Source organism: Achromobacter agilis, from assembly GCF_900496965.1.
Classification (GTDB): domain Bacteria; phylum Pseudomonadota; class Gammaproteobacteria; order Burkholderiales; family Burkholderiaceae_B; genus Achromobacter; species Achromobacter agilis.
This window is the reverse complement of the sequence record NZ_UFQB01000042.1, coordinates 1-17,343: the sequence shown is the minus strand read 5'-3', so window position 1 is coordinate 17,343 and position 17,343 is coordinate 1. Positions and strand designations below refer to the sequence as shown.

Below are 17,343 nucleotides of genomic sequence, written 5' to 3'. Positions count from 1 at the left end.
GAAACGTCCCGGGCGTGCCCTACAGGACCAGGATGGCCTCGACCTCGAACTGCGCGCCCTTGGGCAGGCTGGCCACGCCGATAGTGGAGCGCGCCGGGAACGGCTGGGGAATGATCTCGGCCATGATGGCGTTGGCGGCCGTGAACTTGCCCAGGTCGGTCAGGAACAGCGTGAGCTTGACGACGTTATCCAACGTGCCGCCCGCAGCCGTGATGACTTCCTGCATGTTGGCGAACGCCTGGCGCACCTGGGCGTCGAAGTTTTCGGAAACCAGATCGCCGGTGCCCGGTTCCAGGCCGATCTGACCCGAAAGGTAGACAGTCTTGGTGCCGCTTGCGGCAACCGCTTGCGAGTAAGGGCCGACTGCGGCGGGCGCGGTGTCGGTATGGATGATTTGCTTGCTCATGGGCGGAATCCTTCAGATGACGGATAGAAGCTACAACTATCGAAGTTTAAACAGCAATAGACATTTGCGAAAGTGGCGGGATGCCGTAGGACGGATGCCGGATTCCCGGTCCGTCGATGTCTCCACGGTGCTCGCGCAGCAGGTCGTACAGGGCCTGCGCGGCGACCGAGAGCGTGCGCCCCTTGCGCTGCACCAGGTAAAGCGGCCGCGTGAGGGCCTTGCCGGCCAGGGGCACGATGCGCAGGTCCGGGCCCCCGAAATGGAATAGCGTCATGGCCGGCACCACCGAGATGCCCAGGCCCGCTCGCACCAGCCCGGTCGCCGTGGCCAGATGTTCCACCTCGAAGACCGGCGCGGGCGCATCCGCCCCGAACGCTTCGTCCAGATGCTTGCGCACGCTGCTGCCGCGCGCTAGCTGAATCACAGGATAGCGCAGGATATCGCGCAACCGGACCTCGCCGGCGTCCGCCAGGGGGTGGTCCGCGCGACACACGAGGTAATAGCGGTCGGCGTGCAGGAACTCGCTGTCCAGTTCGCTCATGTCCGGGCGACGGGACGCCACCGCGAAATCCACTTGCCCGCCATGCACCATGTCCAGGCAGGGATCCAGCAAGGCGTCGCGCAGGTCGACCACGATCCCCGGATGCGCGTCGCGAAAGCGGGCCAGCAGCCCCGGCAGCCAGCCCGCCGCCAGCGACGGCAAGGCCGCCAGGGCCACGCGTCCGCGCCGGCGCGCCGCGTGGTCGCGCAGGTCTTCCATGACCAGTTCCATGTCGGCCAGCAGCCGGCGGGCCGTGGCGTCCAGGACCCGGCCTTCCGCGGTCAGCTCCACGTTGCGGGTGTTGCGATCAAAGAGGCGCAGGCCGGCGCTGTCTTCCAGCTGCCGGATCAAGGCGCTGAAGGCCGGCTGCGTCAGATGGCAGCGCTGGGCCGCTCGCGTGAAGTGCTTTTCGTCGGCCAGGGCCACGAAAGCGCGCAGCTGGCGGGCAGACAGATTCATGGCTTTTCTCTATGAATTGATCCGATCTTTCTATTTTACTGATCATCCGGCTGTGCCTATAGTGATTCCGGACCCCGATTTCAAGCACAGACCCAGACTCCCCATGCCTCAATCTCCCCTGCTCATCGGCTGCGCCTCCGGTTTTTCCGGAGACCGCAGCGACGGCGCCGCGGCCGTGGTGCGCACGCTGGCCGCGCGCGGCGGCGGCGCGTTGATCTTCGAAACGCTGGCCGAGCGCACGCTGGCGCTGGCGCAACTGGCCCGCAACGACGACCCGGCACGCGGCTATGAGCCGCTGCTGGATGAGCTGGTCGGGCCGGTGCTCGGCGAATGCCTGCGCCATGGCATCAGCATTGTCGGCAACTTTGGAGCCGCCAACCCGGTTGGCGCCGCCCGGCGCATCGCCGAACTCGCGCGCCAGCAGGGGCTGCCCGCGCCCCGCATCGCGGTGGTGCACGGCGACGCGCTGTCCAGCGCGGCGCAGCGCGATTTGCTGCGGCAGCGCCTGGCCGGCGCGCTGGACGGACTGGATGTGGTCAGCGCCAACGCCTACCTGGGCGCGGCCGAAATCGCGCAAGCGCTGGCCGCGGGCGCCCAGATCGTGGTGGCGGGCCGCGTGGCGGATCCCTCGCTCACCCTTGGCCCCGCGCTTGCCCACTTCGGTTGGCGCCTGGACGACTGGCCCCGCCTGGGACGCGCCACCATGGCCGGCCACATGCTGGAATGCGGCCTGCAAGTGACGGGCGGCTACTTCTGCGTACCGGGCCTGAAGGACGTGCCCGACGTGCACGCCGCCGGCTTCCCGATAGCCGAGATCCACGCCGACGGCGAGTTCGTCATCGGCAAGGCGGACGGCACCGGCGGCATGGTCGATGCCCGCACCGTCAAGGAACAGCTGCTGTATGAAGTGCACGATCCCGCGCGCTATCTGACGCCGGATGTCGTCGCGGACCTCAGCCAGGCCAGCGTGGCCGAGCTGGGCGCGGATCGCGTGGCGGTGCGCGGCGTCACCGGCCATGCGCGCCCCGAAGAACTCAAGGTCAATGTCTGCTACCGCGGCGGCTGGCTGGCCGAGGCGGAAATCTCCTACGCGGGGGTTCAGGCCGAGGCGCGCGCCCGGCTGGCCGCCGACATCGTCCGCAAGCGCGTGGACCCGGCGCTGCGCCTGCGGGCCGACCTGATCGGCGCCATCAGCATCCTGGCCGACGACGCGGGCGAGATGCGCGACGCCTTGCCCGCCGGCCTTGCCCGCGATGTGCGGCTGCGCATCGCCACGGAACATCCCGACCGCAAACTGGCGGAGAGCGTGCTGCGCGAAGTGAACGCGCTCTATACCTGCGGCCCGGCCGGCGGCGGCGGCGTGCGCACCGCGCTGCGCCCGCGGCTGAACATGCTGTCCTGCACCCTGCCCCGCGACGCCGTGCCCAGCGGCTGGACCTTCCTGGAGGAAGCCGCGCAATGAGCTCCCAATCGATTTCCGTTCCCCTCTACCGACTCGGCCACAGCCGCTCGGGAGACAAAGGCGACATTTCGAATCTCAGCCTCATCGCCTGGGACCCGGAATGCTATGACGTGCTGGCCGCGCAGGTGACCGAGGAACGCGTCGCGGCCTGGTTTGCCTACCGCCACCCCCGGCGCGTCACGCGCTACCTGTTGCCGATGCTGCACGCCATGAACTTCGTGCTCGACGGCGTGCTGGACGGCGGCGTCAACGACGCCCTGAACCTCGACACGCACGGCAAGAGCCTATCTTTCAGATTGCTGGATATGACGGTGGAGGTCAGCCCCGCGCTGGCCAGCCGTCTGCCAGACATACCGGGCGACCGTCCCGCGGCCGCCTGATTCCACCGTTCCCTATAAGAAAACCCCACAGGAGACACACATGCGCATCGCTTTCAAAGGCCGGCTGGCCCTGCTGCTGGCTGCCGCCCTACCCCTGCCCGCCCTGGCGCAGTTCCCCACGAAACCCATCACGTTCATCGTGCCCTTCGCGGCAGGCAGCGCCACCGACCAGATCGGCCGCGCGATCGGCCAGGGGGTCACCGAACAGACCGGCCAGGCCGTTGTCATCGAGAACAAGCCCGGCGCCAGCGCCATGATCGGCGCGGCCGCCGGCGCCCGCGCGGCCCCGGACGGCTACACCGTGCTGATCACCACCAACACCACGCACGCCGCCAATGAACACCTGTACAAGAGCCTGACCTACGATCCGGTCAAGGACTATGCGCCGCTGACGCTGCTGGGCAAGGGTGGCCAGATCATGGTGGTCAACCCCAAGTCGTCCGCCAAGACGGTTGGCGAATTCCTGGCGCAGGCCAAGCAACAGCCGGGCAAGCTGAGCTTCGGCAGCGGCAGCTCCAGCAGCCGCATCGCCGGGGAACTGCTGCAGCAGATGGCGAACATCCAGCTGCTGCACGTGCCATACAAGAGCAACCCGCTGGCGATCACCGACCTGCTGGGCGGCCAGATCGACATGATGATCACCGACACCGCCACCGGCCTGCCCCAGGTCAAGTCGGACAAGCTGCGCGCCCTGGGCGTCACCGGCCAGGCCCGGTCCGCGCTGGCGCCGGACGTGCCCACCATTGCCGAATCGGGCGTGCCGGGCTACGAGATGGGTTACTGGTTCGCCGCCTATGCGCCAGCCGGCACGCCGCCCGAAGTGGTCAAGCGCCTGAACGAACTGCTGGTGAAAGCCACGCAGACGGCGCCCGCCAAGCAGTTCTATTCGCAGACGGGCACCGACCCCGCCACGTCCACGCCCGACGAGCTCGCGCAGTTCCAGCGGGCCGAATCGAAGAAGTGGGGCGAGATCATCAAAAAGGCAGGCATCCAGCCTGAATAAACGGTAAACCGCGGCCCCGGAACCCGGGGGCCGCGTTACAACGCGTCGCTGGCGGACAGCATGGGGCTGCCGGCGATGCGCTGCGTGATAGCGCGGCAGGCTTCCAGCAGCGGCGCCACATAGGCCGCATCGGGATCGGGCTTCTGGCGGAAACGCAGCGTGCTGACGCTGATGGCCGCCACCGGCATGCCGTTCTGCCCGTAAATGGGCGCCCCGAAGCAATGGATCCCCGCCTCGTTCTCTTCTTCGTCCGCGGCCCAGCCCTGTTTGCGCACGCGTTCGAGCTGCCGGCGCAGGTCCGCTATGTCTTTCACCGTATGAGGCGTATGGCGGGCAAAGGGTTGCGGCAGCAGGTCCAGCGCGGCCTGCAGCCCGGCCTCGTCCAGCATGGCCAGATAAGCCTTGCCGACGGCCGTCGAGTGCATGGAGACATTGGTGCCGATGCGCGAATTCATCTGCACCACGCTGGGGCTTTCCAGCTTCTCGATATAGACCATGTGCGGCCCGTTGGGCACGGCCAGGTGGACGGTTTCGCCAGTGACGTCGCGCAGGCGCTTCAGGTCTTCGACGGCGGCAAGGCGCATCTCGGAGCGCCCCCAGCTGCGGCTGGCCAGCTGGATCAGGCGCGGGCCCAGCGTCAGTTTGCCGGTGCCCGGATGCTCGGCCAGCAGCCGCTCTGCAACCAGCGCAGCCACCGTGCGGTAGACGGTAGGACGCGGATAGCCGCTGCGCTTGCTCAGCTCGGCCACGGTCATGGATTCGGGCGTATCGGCCACCACCTGCAGCACGTGCATGAACTTCGAAAAGGCGGCGGTCCCCGCCACCTGCGCGGCGGGCGGCCTGGCAACGGCCTGGGAATTTTTCATGGTCACACCGCCAGGTAGCCGCCGTCGATCGGCAGGATCACGCCCGTCATGAACGCGGCCGCGGGCGCGCACAGGAACGCGACGCCGTCCGCCACGTCCTCCGGCAGGCCCCAGCGCCCGAGCGGAGTGCGCTGCAGGATAGGCCCCGAGCGCTCGGGATCGTCCTGCAGCGCTTGGGTCAGCGGCGTGGCGATCCAGCCCGGCGCCACGGCATTCACGCGGATGCCGTCCGCCGCATAGGCCAGCGCCAACGACTTGGTCAGCTGCGCGACGCCTCCCTTGCTGGCGGCGTAGGCCGGCACCAGCGAACCGCCGAAGAAGCTCAGCATGGAGGCCGTATTCACGATGCAGCCGCCACGCCGCGCCAGGCGCTCGCGGGCGGCGCTGCACACGCGCATGGTGCCGGTCAGGTTGACCGCCACCACCTGCTCGAAAATGGCCGGATCATGCTCCGCCCCGCGGCGGATCACGCCGGCGCAGTTGACCACGATGTCCAGCTCATCCAGGCCCGCCAGCAGCCGCTCGACGTCCTCCGCCCGGCTGACGTCGCCCAGGCGCACGTCGATGCCGGGGTTCAACGCATCGGCCTGCGACGACAGCCCGGCCGCGATCGTGCGCGCCCCAAGAGATGCGAGCCGATTGGCGACGGCCGCGCCGATGCCCTGCGTGGCGCCGGTGACCAGCGCCGTCTTGCCTGCGAATAGATCCGTTTTGAACGTCATGCCTGCTCGCTCAGTAAGTACCGGGATAGGCGCCGCCGTCGGCCAGCACGTTCTGGCCGGTGACGTACGCCGCCTGCACACTGCACAGGAAGGCGCAGATGGCGCCGAACTCTTCGGCGTTGCCGAAGCGCTTGGCCGGAATGGCGGCCTCGCGCGCGGCGCGCAAGGCATCCACGCCCTGCCCCGCCTTGGCCGCCGAGGCCGCCAGGCTGGAGGTCAGGCGGTCGGTGGCGAAGGCGCCGGGCAGCAGGTTATTGATGGTGACCCCGCGGGCCGCGATGCTGCTGCGCGCCACGCCCGCCACGAAGCCGGTCAAGCCGCTGCGGGCGCCGTTGGACAGGCCCAGGATGTCGATGGGCGCTTTCACCGAGCTGGACGTGATGTTGACGATGCGCCCGAAGCCGCGTTCGGCCATGCCGTCCACCGTGACCTTGATCAATTCGATGGGGGTCAGCATGTTCGCCTCGACCGCGCTCAGCCAAGCTTGCCGGTCCCAGTCGCGGAAGTCGCCCGGCGGCGGGCCGCCCGCGTTGGTAACCACGATGTCGTAGTCGCGATGCGCCGCGAAGACCGCATCGCGCCCCTGCGGCGTGGTGATGTCCGCGGCCACGGCCGTCACGAAACTGCCGCTGCGCGACCGCTCCCGCAGCAGCCGCTCGCGCGCGGCCTCCAGGGCGTCGGCGCCGCGGGCGACGATCACCACGTTCACGCCTTCGCGCACGAGCGCCAGCGCGCAGCCGTAGCCCAGGCCCTTGCTGGCGCCTCCCACCAGGGCGGTCTTTCCATTGATGCCCAGATCCATCTTCTGCTCCTTGTCGTGTGGCGGGCGATCTACGGACGCATGCCGAACTTGTCGATCAAACCCTTGAAAGTCGCATTATCACGCTGCATCAGCGCCGTGAAGGTCTGCTGGTCGGCCACGACATAGCCCAGGTTCTGCTCCGCCATGAATCGTTTCAGGCTGCCTTCGGCGGCCGCCTTGCGGAAGGCGGCGCCCAGCGTGTCCAGCACCGGCTGCGGCGTGCCCTTAGGCGCGGCGATGCCGCGCCAGGTGCCGATCGACAGGTTGATATTGCGTTCCTTCAGCGTAGGCACGTTCTCGAAACCGGGCACGCGTTCATCGGCCATGACAGCCAGGGGCTTGAGCTTGCCGGCCTTGACGTACTGCATGACCTCGGCCGGGCTGACCGCCACCGCGTCGATGTGGCCTCCCAGCAAGGCCAGCACCGCCGGATTGCCGCCGTTGAACGGAATGTGGTTGAACTTGGCTCCCGTCTTGTCCTCCAGCGCGGCCGCCGCCAGGTGCCAGATCGATCCGATGCCCGCATTGCCCACCTGCATGCTTTCCGGCTTGGCGCGCGCCGCGGCCAGGAACTCCTCGATGGTGTTGTAGGGCGAGTCGGCGCCCACGGTGATCGCCGAGGGGTCGGCATTGAGCTGGATGATGGGCGTGAACTTCTCGTAGGTCGTCTTGGTCAGGCCCAGATGCGGAATGATCACCATGTCCGCCGTCACCAGCGCCAGCTTGTAGCCGTCGGGGCTGCTGTTGGCCACTTCCGTCAGGCCGATGCCGCCGGCGGCGCCCGGCTTGTTGAGCACCACGATCGGCTGCGCCAGGTGCGTGCGCGAGGCGTCGCTCATGGCGCGCGCCATCGCGTCGGTGCCTCCGCCCGCGGCGAAAGGCACGACCAGTTCAATGGCCCGGCCGGGGAAGTTCTGCGCCTGGGCCGCCGGAATGGCGGCCAGCGCGGCTGCGCCGCCAACGAGCGCAGAAAGAATGCAGCGATTGAACGCGCGACGTTTCATTGTGTCTCCGGTATGTTTTTGTGCTGCGGGATGGATAGCGGGAACTGCAGTCAGGGCCCGTCCCGGCCCCGTTCGGTCAACGAATGAATTGCCGCACGTAGTCTTCGCCCAGGCCGGCCTCGGTGTAGTGCTTGCGGCACATGTCGATCTTGGTGAAGACGTCTTCGTAGCCCATGCCCTTGCCCCACGGGTCCGTGTAGTACATGACGCCGTTGACCTGGAAGTACGTGATCATTTCTTCGACGTCTGGCGGCACGTACAGGGTGTGCGTCTCGCCGGGCGGCTCGAACACATAGCTGCCTTCGGTCGCTTCCCAGTCGTGTTCCAGGTAGCGCCAGCGGCCCTTTAGCACGAAGCCGTGCACGGCTTGCGGATGGCGGTGCCGGCTGAGCACGCCCGATTTGCGCACCCGCAGCAGATTGGTCCAGTAGCCCTGGCTGGCGTTCAGACAGAGCGGCCGGAACCATACGTTCTCGGCTTGCGGCACCCATACCCTTTCGTCGGTGGGCACCGCTTGCGGAATCACGATTTCGGGCAGGGCCTCGGGCGGGTTCGGATATTGGTACGGGGTCAGGGGTTCGGCATCGGGCCGGTCAACGGGCATACTGGCGTCTCCTTCCATATTATGGACATTATGTTTATGTTATGGACTGATTATAGGGATCGCCCTCTGGCCGGCGACAGCAGGGGCTAACCCTTAGCTGCGTCACAACAAAACCCGCGCCGCCGCGCGCACAAAACAAAAAACCCACCGCGATGCGGTGGGTTTTCGGGTGCGGACCTGCGGTGGCGGCTTATTTATCCACGAACGCCCGTTCCACGACGTAATCGCCCGGCTGGCCGACGCCCGGCGACACGGTGAAGCCGCGCTTGTCCAGCATGGCGCTGATGTCAGCCAGCATATGCGGGCTGCCGCAGATCATGGCGCGGTCGGTTTCGGGATTGATCTGGGGAATGCCGATGTCGGCGCACAGCTTGCCGTTTTCCATCAGTTCCGTGATGCGGCCCTGGTTGCGGAAGGGTTCGCGGGTAACCGTGGGGTAATACACGAGCTTCTCGCGGACCACGTCGCCGAAGAATTCGTTGTTCGGCAGTTCCTTCTCGATGAAGTCGGCGTAGGCCAGCTCGCTGACCCAACGCACGCCGTGCACCAGGATGACCTTTTCGAAGCGTTCGTAGATGTCCGGATCCTTGATGATGCTCATGAACGGCGCGAGGCCGGTGCCGGTGCCGAACAGAAACAGGTGCTTGCCCGGCTTCAGGTCGTCGACGACCAGCGTGCCCACCGGCTTGCGGCTGACCAGGATAGTGTCGCCCTCTTTCAAGTGCTGCAGGCGCGACGTGAGCGGACCGTTCTGCACCTTGATGCTGAGGAACTCGAGGTTCTCTTCGTAGTTCGCGCTGGCGATGCTATAGGCCCGCAGCAGCGGCTTGCCTTCAACTTCCAGGCCGATCATGACGAAGTGGCCATTGTGGAACCGCAAGGCCGCGTCACGCGTGGTGGTAAAGGAAAACAGGGTGTCGTTCCAGTGGTGCACGCTCAATACGCGCTCAGTGTTGAAAGCAGCCATGTCGTATGAAGTAAGAGCGAAACAGAGCCGGACGGGTCTGGTTTCCAGGCGGGACCGGCTTCGCATCGCGGGGTCATTCCGTGCCGCACAAAGGACGCGGCCGGCATTAGGGTTGACCCTATTCTACAGGGTCTTGATGATAACTTCTCTCATTATTCCGTAATACCCTTATGCCGTATTGATGGGGATCAAGGGCCTGGACCTTAGACTTACTGGTAGTTGAACGGCGCATGGCTTCCTGTTATCGTCGCATGCCAATTTGATAATCATTTTCGTTAGCAGACCGCTTTTCAAGCGGCTGGAACACGTGCCAAGCCGTGCTTACCCGCCGCAGCCCTAGCCGGAGCCCTTCGTCATGACCAAGCGTCCCCAATTGAATTCGCTGCTGCGCGCCCTGGCGCTGGCCGGCGCCGCCGCCTTCACCGTGTCGGCCAACGCCGCCGAGGAAGTCAGCCTGTACACCACCCGCGAGCCCAAGCTGATCCAGCCCCTGCTCGACGCCTTCACCAAGGAAAGCGGGATCAAGGTCAATACCGTGTTCGTCAAGGACGGCCTGCTGGAACGCGTCAAGGCCGAAGGCGCCAAGTCGCCCGCCGACGTGCTGATGACCGTGGACATCGGCAACCTGCTGGATCTGGTGGACGGCGGCGTAACCCAGGCCGTCAAGTCGGAAACCCTGGAGTCGGTCATCCCCGCCAACCTGCGCGGCGCCGATGGCAAGTGGTATGCCCTGTCGCTGCGCGACCGCGTGCTGTATGTCGAAAAAGACCTGAAGCTGGAAAGCTTCCGCTACGAAGACCTCGCCGATCCCAAGTGGAAGGGCAAGGTTTGCATCCGTTCGGGCCAGCACCCCTACAACACCGCGCTGATCGCCTCCATGATCGCGCATGACGGCGCCGAAGCCACCGAAAAATGGCTGCGCAGCGTCAAGGCCAACCTGGGCCGCAAGGCCGCCGGCGGCGACCGCGACGTGGCGCGCGACATTCTCGGCGGCATCTGCGACATCGGCCTGGCCAACGCCTATTACGTCGGCCACATGAAGAACGCGGAACCCGGCACCGACGCCCGCAAGTGGGGCGACGCCATCAAGGTCATCCGCCCGACCTTCGCCAACGCCAAGAGCGGCGGCACGCACGTGAACGTCAGCGGCGCGGCCGTCGCGGCCCACGCGCCCAACAAGGCCAACGCGGTCAAGCTGCTCGACTTCCTGGTGTCCGAACCCGCCCAGGCCCTGTACGCGCAAGCCAACTATGAATACCCGGTCCGCAAGGGCGTGAAGCTGGACCCCGTCATCGCCAGCTTCGGCGAGCTGAAGGTCGACCCGCTGCCCCTGACCGAAATCGCCAAGTACCGCAAGCAGGCCAGCGAACTGGTGGACAAGGTCGGTTTCGACAACTGATAGGCCCATGGGCCGCCATGCCTACGGGCGTGGCCCCGCCATGTGGCAGAGATAGACGCGCGGGCGGTATCTCGTTCCGCGCGTAGGGCCTGCTCCCTTCTTTTCCGGGGAGCAGGCCTTGCCATTGATGCAATCGACTTGAAGCATGCACACAGATTCTTTGCCCCGGCCGCTGCGTCTGCGCTGGACTGAACGCGGGGCCGGCTGGCTGGCCGGCGCCGCCCTGATCGCGCTGGCCGTATTGGCGCCCGTCCTGACGCTGGGCTGGTGGGCGCTGGGCGGCGAGCTTGCCCACTGGCAGCATCTCGCCAGTTACGTGCTGCCCCAGGCGCTGGCCAATACCGCCATGCTGCTGGCTGGCGTCGGCGTGCTGGTCACGCTGCTGGGCACGGGCGCCGCATGGCTGGTGACGGCCTACGACTTCCCTACCCGCCGCGTCCTGACCTGGGCCCTGCTGCTGCCGCTGGCGGTGCCCACCTACATCATCGCTTTCGCCTACCTGGACCTGCTGCATCCCATTGGCCCGATACAGACCGCGATCCGCGCGCTGCTGGGCTACGACAGCCCGCGCCAGTTCCGCCTGCCCGACCTGCGCTCGATCTACGGCGCCATCTTCGTGCTGGGCTTCGTGCTGTATCCCTACGTCTACCTCAGCACTCGCGTCATGTTCATGACGCAGGCCGCCAGCCTGCTCGAGGCAGCCCGCACGCTGGGCGCCGGCCGCCTCGCGGTGTTCTACCGCGTCGCCTTGCCGCTGGCCCGCCCCGCCATCGTGGTCGGCGTCAGCCTGGCGCTGCTGGAAACCCTGAACGACATCGGCGCATCCGAATTCCTGGGCGTGCAGACGCTGACCGTTTCCGTCTACACCACCTGGGTCACGCGCTCCGACCTCGCCGGCGCCGCCCAGATCGCGCTCACGATGCTGGCAATCGTAATCGGGCTGATCCTGCTCGAACGGCACGGACGCAAGCGCCAGCGCTACGCCAATACCCAGCGCATGCGCCCCATGCAGCCGCGCCGCCTGCGCGGCCCGGCCGCGGCCGCCGCGGTGGCGCTGGGCTGGATTCCGGTGCTGGCGGGCTTCGTCGCCCCCGCGCTGTATCTCGTCGTCGAAACCTACAAGCGCCTGCACCTGGTGGGCGGCGTCTCCGACCAGTTGATCCGGGGCTTGAGCAACACGCTGATCGTGGCGTTCAGCGCCACGGTGGTCACCCTGCTGTGCGGGCTCGTCGTAGCCTGGGCGGGACGCACCCTGCGCGAAAGCGCCGGCTTCAATCCCGGGCGCGCCTGCGCCCGCATCGCCAGCCTGGGCTACGCGGTGCCCGGCACCGTGCTGGCCATCGGCCTGCTGACGCCCTTCGTCTGGATCGACTCGGCGGTCGCCACGGTATTCGGCGGCAGCGGGCTGTTCCTGATGGGCTCGATGGGCGCGCTGGTCTGCGCCTACGCCATCCGCTTCCTGGCGATCTCCACCGGCGCGCTGGAAGCCGGTCTGGCGCGCATTCCGCCGTCGCTCGAGCAGGCGTCGCGCCTGCTGGGCGAAAGCTCCGCGGGCACCCTGCGCCGCGTGCACCTGCCGCTGCTGCGCCCCGCGCTGGCGGCCAGCGCGCTGCTGGTCTTCGTGGACGCTATGAAGGAATTGCCCGCCACGCTGCTGCTGCGCCCCATGAATTTCGACACCCTGGCAACCTGGCTCTATGCGGAGGCCGCCCGCGGCACCTATGAGGAAGGCGCCGTGGCGGCGCTGGCCATCTTGCTGGCCGGCCTGTTTCCCGTCATCTTGCTGGCCCGGACCAATCTGAAAATGGGACATTGATCATCGTGCCCGATCTGTTAGAACTCGATCACCTTTCCCTGGCCTACGACACCCCCGCCGGCCCCAAGCCCATCGTGCAGGACCTGACCCTGGGCTTGCCCGTCGGGCATATCGGCTGCCTGCTGGGAGAATCCGGCTGCGGCAAGACCACCGTGCTGCGCGCCATCGCCGGTTTCGAGCCGGTGCGCGCCGGCCGCATCCTGCTGGACGGCACGGTCATTTCGTCGCCCACCGTACAGGTGGCCCCGGAACTGCGCCGGGTCGGCATGATGTTCCAGGATTACGCCCTGTTCCCGCACCTGACGGTCGCGCTGAACGTGGCCTTCGGGCTGCGCAAGCTGGCGCGCGCCGAACGCGCCCGCCGCGTCGAGGAAATGCTAGAGCTGGTGGGCCTGGCGCACGCCGCCAACAGCTATCCGCACGAAATCTCCGGCGGCCAGCAGCAGCGCGTCGCGCTGGCGCGCGCGCTGGCGCCCTCGCCCGACCTGCTGCTGCTGGACGAGCCGTTCTCCAATCTGGACGTGGACACGCGCGAACGGCTGGCCTTCGAAGTGCGCGACATCCTGAAGACGACCGGCCACACCGCTATCCTGGTCACGCACAACCAGGCCGAGGCTTTCGCCATCGCCGACCGCATCGGGATCATGTCCAAGGGCAGCATCGCGCAATGGGATACGCCCTACAACCTGCACCACCATCCCGCCAACGCGTTCGTGCGCGACTTCATCCGGCGCGAGGCGCTGGAAGAGCGGCGCGAGCAGGCGTTTGCCCGGGGTAGGTAAGGTTGTGTTTGGTGGGTGTCTGACACTTGAGACGCCACAACCCACGCCACCCAACAGTGTCTGACACCCCCCATCAATCCGCCGACAGCTTCACCTTTTGCGACAGGGCCTTGAAGGCGTCATGCTGGCTGCGGGTCAGGCGCTCCACTTCCTGGGGCGTGGAGCCATAGGGCATGAAGCCCGCCTGCTCCAGCTTGTCTTTCACTTCCGGCAGGGCCAGGGCCCACTGGAAGGCGTCGCTCAGGGCCTTGGTCGCCTCGGGCGACATGCCCGCCGGGCCATATACCGCGAACCACGGATCCACCACCGCGGCCTCGTAGCCCAGTTCGGCGAGTGTGGGCACGTCCGGCAGCGCCGGCGCGCGCTTGCTGCCCGTGACGGCCAGCGCGTGCACCTTGCCCGCCTTGATGTGCGGCAGCGACGCCGGCAGATTGTCGAACATCACCGGCAAATGCCCGCCCAGCAGATCGTTCAGCGCCTGGGCGCTGCCCTTGTACGGAATGTGCTGCATGCCGGCGCCGGTCAGCTGGTCGAACATCACGCCCGCCAGATGCATGGACGTGCCGGTGCCCGGCGTGCCGAAGGATGTGCCCGGATGCTGCTTGGCGTACGCGACCAGGTCCTTGACGCTGCCCACCTTCAGGGCCGGCCCCGTTTCCAGCACCACGGTGGACGCGCCCAGCATGCTGACGCCCGTGAAATCCTTGGTGGGATCGAAAGGCATGGACGGGTAGACGAACGGATTCAGGGCGTTCGTGGAAATCGCGCCGAAGCCGATGGTGTAGCCGTCGGGCGCGGCCTTCGCCACGGCATCCATGCCGATGTTGCCGCCTGCGCCCGGACGGTTCTCGACGACGACCGGCTGGCCCAGTTTTTCTGCCACTTTCTGGCCGGCCGTGCGCGCCACCAGGTCGGTGGTGCCGCCGGCGGTGTAGGGAACGATGAAGGTGATGGGTTTGGCCGGATAGCCCGCGGCCAGCGCCGAGGTAGCGCCCTGGATCAGCGCCAGCGCGGCCAGGCCGCGCAGCGTGTTGACGGTATAGCGATGCATAGTGTCTCCATCCCGGATTGTTGTTGGGGTCGGGACGCGCATCATACCGCCGCGCCAGGCCGGCGCGGCGGGTGTGGCCGCGGGCCGGAACGCTAGGCGCGCGGCTCGGGCAGCGGGATGTACTCGGTCTCGTCGCCGGGCACGACCTGGTCGAAGCGGTTGCGCTGCCAGTCCTGCTTGGCCTGTTCGATGCGGTCCTTGTTGCTGGAGACGAAGTTCCACCAGATGAAGCGCGGTCCGTCCAGCGGTTCGCCACCCAGCACCGCGAAGCGCGCGGCGGTCTTGGCGCGGATCTGCACGGGGCGGCCCGGCGCGAAGACGACCAGGCGGCCGCTTTCGAATTCCTGCCCGTCGATTTCGACAGTGCCTTGCGCCAGATAGGCGGCGCGCTCTTCATGCTCGGCCGGCAGGACCGTGGTGGCGCCCGCCTGCAATTGCATGTCGCCGTAGAACAGCGGCGACAGCGTCTTCACGCCGGACGTCTTGCCGAAAAGCGAACCGGCGACGACCTGGGCGCGCACGCCCTCGCCTTCGATGACGGGCTGGGCATCCAGCCCGTAATGCGTGAAGCCCGGATCGGTTTCTTCGAGCGCCTTGGGCAGGCCGACCCAAATCTGCAGGCCACAGAGCCGCTGCGCGGCCTGCCGGCTTTCCGGCGAGGAGCGCTCGGAATGCACAATGCCGCGGCCCGCGGTCATCCAGTTGACCTCGCCGGGCAGGATGGTCTGCGTATGTCCCGCGCCGTCGCGGTGCACCATCGAGCCTTCGTACAGATAGGTTACGGTGGACAGGCCGATGTGCGGGTGCGGCCGCACGTCGATGCCCGAACCCGGGGCGAATTCGACGGGACCCATGTGGTCGAGAAAGACGAACGGCCCCACAGTGCGGCGCTGCGCCGACGGAATGGCTCGCCGGACGGAAAAGCCGCCCAGGTCGCTCGTGCGCGGGACCACGACGGTTTCAATCTGGCTTTCGCCTGCTTCGGATAGGGTGGACATAGGGAAACGCTCCGGATGAAGGAACCAAGAACCATCTTAAGGCCTGCCGGGCGGAGAATTCCGCCCGGCAGATGCGTTACGCCAGGTCGAACACCAGCACTTCGGCGTCCTTGCCGCCCGACAGCTCGACACGGGTTTCGTCCGTGATGGCCGCGGCGTCGCCCGCCGACAGTTCGGTGCCATTGACGGCGATGCTGCCCCGCGCCACATGCACCCAGGCGCGGCGGCCGGCGGCCAGATCCAGGGACGCGGATTCCGCCCCGTCGAACAGGCCGGCGTACAGGCGCGCATCCTGGTGGATCTTCATCGAACCATCGATGCCATCGGCCGACACCAGGGCTTGCAGGCGGCCACGCTTCTGCGCATCGCTGAAGCTGCGCTCTTCGTACTCGGGCGCAATGCCGGTGACATCAGGCTCGATCCAGATCTGCAGCATGTGCGTTTCGGTGTCCGGACGCGGGTTGAACTCGGAGTGCATCACGCCACGGCCGGCGCTCATCCGCTGCACGTTGCCGGGCATGATGGTCGAGCCGCTGCCCATGCTGTCCTTGTGCGCGATCGCGCCGTTCAGCACGTACGTGATGATCTCCATGTCGCGGTGTCCGTGCGTCCCGAAGCCGCGGCCGGCGGCGATGCGGTCGTCGTTGATCACGCGCAGCGCGCCGAAGCCCATGTGAGCCGGGTCGTAGTAGTTGGCGAAGGAAAAGGTGTGAAACGAATCGAGCCAGCCATGGTTGGCGTGGCCTCGTTCGGCAGCGCGGCGAATCGTAAGCATTGCGGACTCCTGTTTCAATAATGTGAATGGTCGTGCGGCCTTGCGTGGGGTCCCGATCCGGGAGAAGCCGCCGCACCACCGGCATGAGTGATATTGTGCGCGTGCCGGGTTCACCGTTTGGCGCTATATTTTGACGAAACCATTCAAATTATTTGAATACCTGGATTCCGATGCAGCCGATCACCCCCGAACTCCTCATCCTGATGGATGCCATCGCGCGCCACGGCAGCTTCGCCAAGGCCGCGCGCGAGCTGGGCAAGGTCCCTTCCGCCGTCACCTATTCCATCCGCAAGCTCGAAGACGGCCTGGACGTGCTGCTGTTCGACCGCTCGGGGCACCGCGCGCTGCTGACGCCGGCCGGCGAGACGCTGCTGCGGGACGGGCGCTATGTGCTGCAATCGCTGGACGACCTGGCCTGCCGCGTCAAGCGCATCGCCACGGGCTGGGAGGTGGAACTGCGCATTGCCGTCAGCGCCGTGCTGCCCTGGCGCCCGCTCTATGACCTGATCGAGGAATTCCAGGCGCTCGGCAGCGCGACCACGCTGCGCTTTTCCAGCGAAGTGCTGAGCGGCAACTGGGACGCCCTGACGTCGGGGCGCGCGGACCTGGTGATTGGCGCCGGCGCGGCGGGCGAGCCCACCGGCCCCTACCGCTCGCAAGCAATCGGGCAGTCGCAGTTCGGGTTCTGCGTAGCGGCCCATCATCCCCTCGCGGCCCTGCCGCAGCCGCTCAGCCGCGCCGACATCACCCGCTACTGCGCGGTGGTCGTGGCGGACACGTCCCGCAATCTTGCGCCGCAGACCCGCGGCATCCTGGCGGAGCAGCCCACGCTGGTCATGCCCACCATGCAGGCCAAGATCGACGCCCAGATCCGCGGCCTGGGCTGTGGCTACCTGCCGCTGACCCTCGCCGCGCCCTATCTGGCGCAGGGGCTGCTGGTGGTGTGCGAGACGGACGAAGGCATGTCCCTGACGGAACACGTGGCCTACGCCTGGCGGGCCGAGCCGCCGGGCGAGGCGCTGAAGTGGTGGCTGCAGAAACTGAAGTCGCCGCGGTTGTGCGAGAGCCTGCTGGGGCTAGGGTAGTCGCGACAGGAACCAGTGTCTGTGTCTGACACCCATACACGATGGCCGTCGGCCTGCCCGGGTGTTTCCCGGGTGTCTGACACGCAGTAGATGTTGGTGTCAGACACCCTGCCCCGCCGCATCACTCGTCTTCGACGCGCAGCTTGCGCGTGGTAGTCGCAACGGCCCAGTGTCTGACACCCATACGCGATGGCTGTCGGCCTGCCCGGGTGTTTCCCGGG

Annotated in this window: 18 protein-coding genes; 7 read left to right on the top strand and 11 right to left on the bottom strand. The window is 67.1% G+C overall.

Features of this window, described 5'->3' with window-relative positions; all coding sequences use genetic code 11:
- Nucleotides 1-19: 19 nt before the first annotated feature.
- Both AGI3411_RS29200 and AGI3411_RS29195 read right to left on the bottom strand, forming a co-directional pair.
- Complete coding sequence (locus AGI3411_RS29200; protein ID WP_043548736.1) at nucleotides 20-406, bottom strand: Rid family detoxifying hydrolase; 387 nt, start codon at nucleotides 404-406, stop codon at nucleotides 20-22.
- Between the two features lie 46 nt (nucleotides 407-452).
- Nucleotides 453-1,406, bottom strand: coding sequence for a LysR family transcriptional regulator (locus tag AGI3411_RS29195; protein ID WP_129530791.1), 954 nt, complete (start codon nucleotides 1,404-1,406; stop codon nucleotides 453-455).
- Between the two features lie 103 nt (nucleotides 1,407-1,509).
- Between AGI3411_RS29195 and AGI3411_RS29190 the strand changes: the two genes are divergently transcribed.
- The 3 genes from AGI3411_RS29190 to AGI3411_RS29180 are packed head-to-tail and all read left to right on the top strand — an operon-like array spanning nucleotide 1,510 to nucleotide 4,251.
- Nucleotides 1,510-2,868, top strand: a complete 1,359-nt coding sequence (locus AGI3411_RS29190) for an acyclic terpene utilization AtuA family protein (protein WP_129530790.1) — start codon at nucleotides 1,510-1,512, stop codon at nucleotides 2,866-2,868.
- Entirely contained in the window at nucleotides 2,865-3,248 is a 384-nt protein-coding gene (locus tag AGI3411_RS29185; protein ID WP_129530789.1) for an AtuA-related protein, read from the top strand. Before AGI3411_RS29190 ends, AGI3411_RS29185 begins: the two co-directional genes overlap by 4 nt.
- Before the next feature lie 40 nt (nucleotides 3,249-3,288).
- Entirely contained in the window at nucleotides 3,289-4,251 is a 963-nt protein-coding gene (locus tag AGI3411_RS29180) for a Bug family tripartite tricarboxylate transporter substrate binding protein (RefSeq protein ID WP_129530788.1), read from the top strand.
- A gap of 35 nt (nucleotides 4,252-4,286) precedes the next feature.
- Here the strand turns inward: AGI3411_RS29180 and AGI3411_RS29175 are convergent, their stop codons facing one another.
- The 6 genes from AGI3411_RS29175 to AGI3411_RS29150 all read right to left on the bottom strand — a co-directional run bounded on the left by AGI3411_RS29175 (nucleotide 4,287) and on the right by AGI3411_RS29150 (nucleotide 9,216).
- Complete coding sequence (locus AGI3411_RS29175) at nucleotides 4,287-5,117, bottom strand: IclR family transcriptional regulator (RefSeq protein WP_129530787.1); 831 nt, start codon at nucleotides 5,115-5,117, stop codon at nucleotides 4,287-4,289.
- Nucleotides 5,118-5,119: 2 nt separating this feature from the next.
- Nucleotides 5,120-5,839 carry an SDR family NAD(P)-dependent oxidoreductase gene (locus AGI3411_RS29170; protein ID WP_129530786.1) on the bottom strand — a complete coding sequence of 240 codons (720 nt, stop codon included), beginning with the start codon at nucleotides 5,837-5,839 and terminating at the stop codon, nucleotides 5,120-5,122.
- A gap of 10 nt (nucleotides 5,840-5,849) precedes the next feature.
- Nucleotides 5,850-6,641 carry an SDR family oxidoreductase gene (locus tag AGI3411_RS29165; RefSeq protein ID WP_129530785.1) on the bottom strand — a complete coding sequence of 264 codons (792 nt, stop codon included), beginning with the start codon at nucleotides 6,639-6,641 and terminating at the stop codon, nucleotides 5,850-5,852.
- A gap of 29 nt (nucleotides 6,642-6,670) precedes the next feature.
- Nucleotides 6,671-7,645, bottom strand: a complete 975-nt coding sequence (locus AGI3411_RS29160; protein WP_129530784.1) for a tripartite tricarboxylate transporter substrate binding protein — start codon at nucleotides 7,643-7,645, stop codon at nucleotides 6,671-6,673.
- A 76-nt stretch (nucleotides 7,646-7,721) separates the two neighbouring features.
- Nucleotides 7,722-8,249: a 2,4'-dihydroxyacetophenone dioxygenase family protein gene (locus AGI3411_RS29155; RefSeq protein WP_129530783.1), complete on the bottom strand. Its 528-nt coding sequence runs from the start codon at nucleotides 8,247-8,249 to the stop codon at nucleotides 7,722-7,724.
- Between the two features lie 190 nt (nucleotides 8,250-8,439).
- A complete protein-coding gene (locus AGI3411_RS29150; RefSeq protein WP_129530782.1) occupies nucleotides 8,440-9,216 on the bottom strand; it encodes a ferredoxin--NADP reductase in 777 nt (258 codons plus the stop codon).
- 355 nt (nucleotides 9,217-9,571) lie between these two features.
- Here AGI3411_RS29150 and AGI3411_RS29145 point away from each other — a divergent pair, with 355 nt between their 5' ends.
- From AGI3411_RS29145 to AGI3411_RS29135, 3 genes are all read left to right on the top strand, one after another.
- Nucleotides 9,572-10,615: a Fe(3+) ABC transporter substrate-binding protein gene (locus tag AGI3411_RS29145; RefSeq protein WP_129530781.1), complete on the top strand. Its 1,044-nt coding sequence runs from the start codon at nucleotides 9,572-9,574 to the stop codon at nucleotides 10,613-10,615.
- A gap of 145 nt (nucleotides 10,616-10,760) precedes the next feature.
- A complete protein-coding gene (locus tag AGI3411_RS29140; RefSeq protein WP_129530780.1) occupies nucleotides 10,761-12,431 on the top strand; it encodes an ABC transporter permease in 1,671 nt (556 codons plus the stop codon).
- 5 nt (nucleotides 12,432-12,436) lie between these two features.
- The gene (locus AGI3411_RS29135; RefSeq protein WP_129530779.1) at nucleotides 12,437-13,213 is read left to right on the top strand and encodes an ABC transporter ATP-binding protein; all 777 of its coding nucleotides are present in this window, start codon (nucleotides 12,437-12,439) and stop codon (nucleotides 13,211-13,213) included.
- Between the two features lie 73 nt (nucleotides 13,214-13,286).
- Here AGI3411_RS29135 and AGI3411_RS29130 read toward each other — a convergent pair whose 3' ends face one another.
- From AGI3411_RS29130 to AGI3411_RS29120, 3 genes are all read right to left on the bottom strand, one after another.
- Nucleotides 13,287-14,264, bottom strand: a complete 978-nt coding sequence (locus AGI3411_RS29130) for a Bug family tripartite tricarboxylate transporter substrate binding protein (protein ID WP_129530778.1) — start codon at nucleotides 14,262-14,264, stop codon at nucleotides 13,287-13,289.
- A 92-nt stretch (nucleotides 14,265-14,356) separates the two neighbouring features.
- Nucleotides 14,357-15,262: a pirin family protein gene (locus tag AGI3411_RS29125; RefSeq protein ID WP_129530777.1), complete on the bottom strand. Its 906-nt coding sequence runs from the start codon at nucleotides 15,260-15,262 to the stop codon at nucleotides 14,357-14,359.
- 76 nt (nucleotides 15,263-15,338) lie between these two features.
- Entirely contained in the window at nucleotides 15,339-16,037 is a 699-nt protein-coding gene (locus AGI3411_RS29120; protein ID WP_129530776.1) for a pirin family protein, read from the bottom strand.
- Nucleotides 16,038-16,207: 170 nt separating this feature from the next.
- Between AGI3411_RS29120 and AGI3411_RS29115 the strand changes: the two genes are divergently transcribed.
- Nucleotides 16,208-17,122 carry a LysR family transcriptional regulator gene (locus AGI3411_RS29115; protein WP_129530775.1) on the top strand — a complete coding sequence of 305 codons (915 nt, stop codon included), beginning with the start codon at nucleotides 16,208-16,210 and terminating at the stop codon, nucleotides 17,120-17,122.
- Nucleotides 17,123-17,343: the final 221 nt, after the last annotated feature.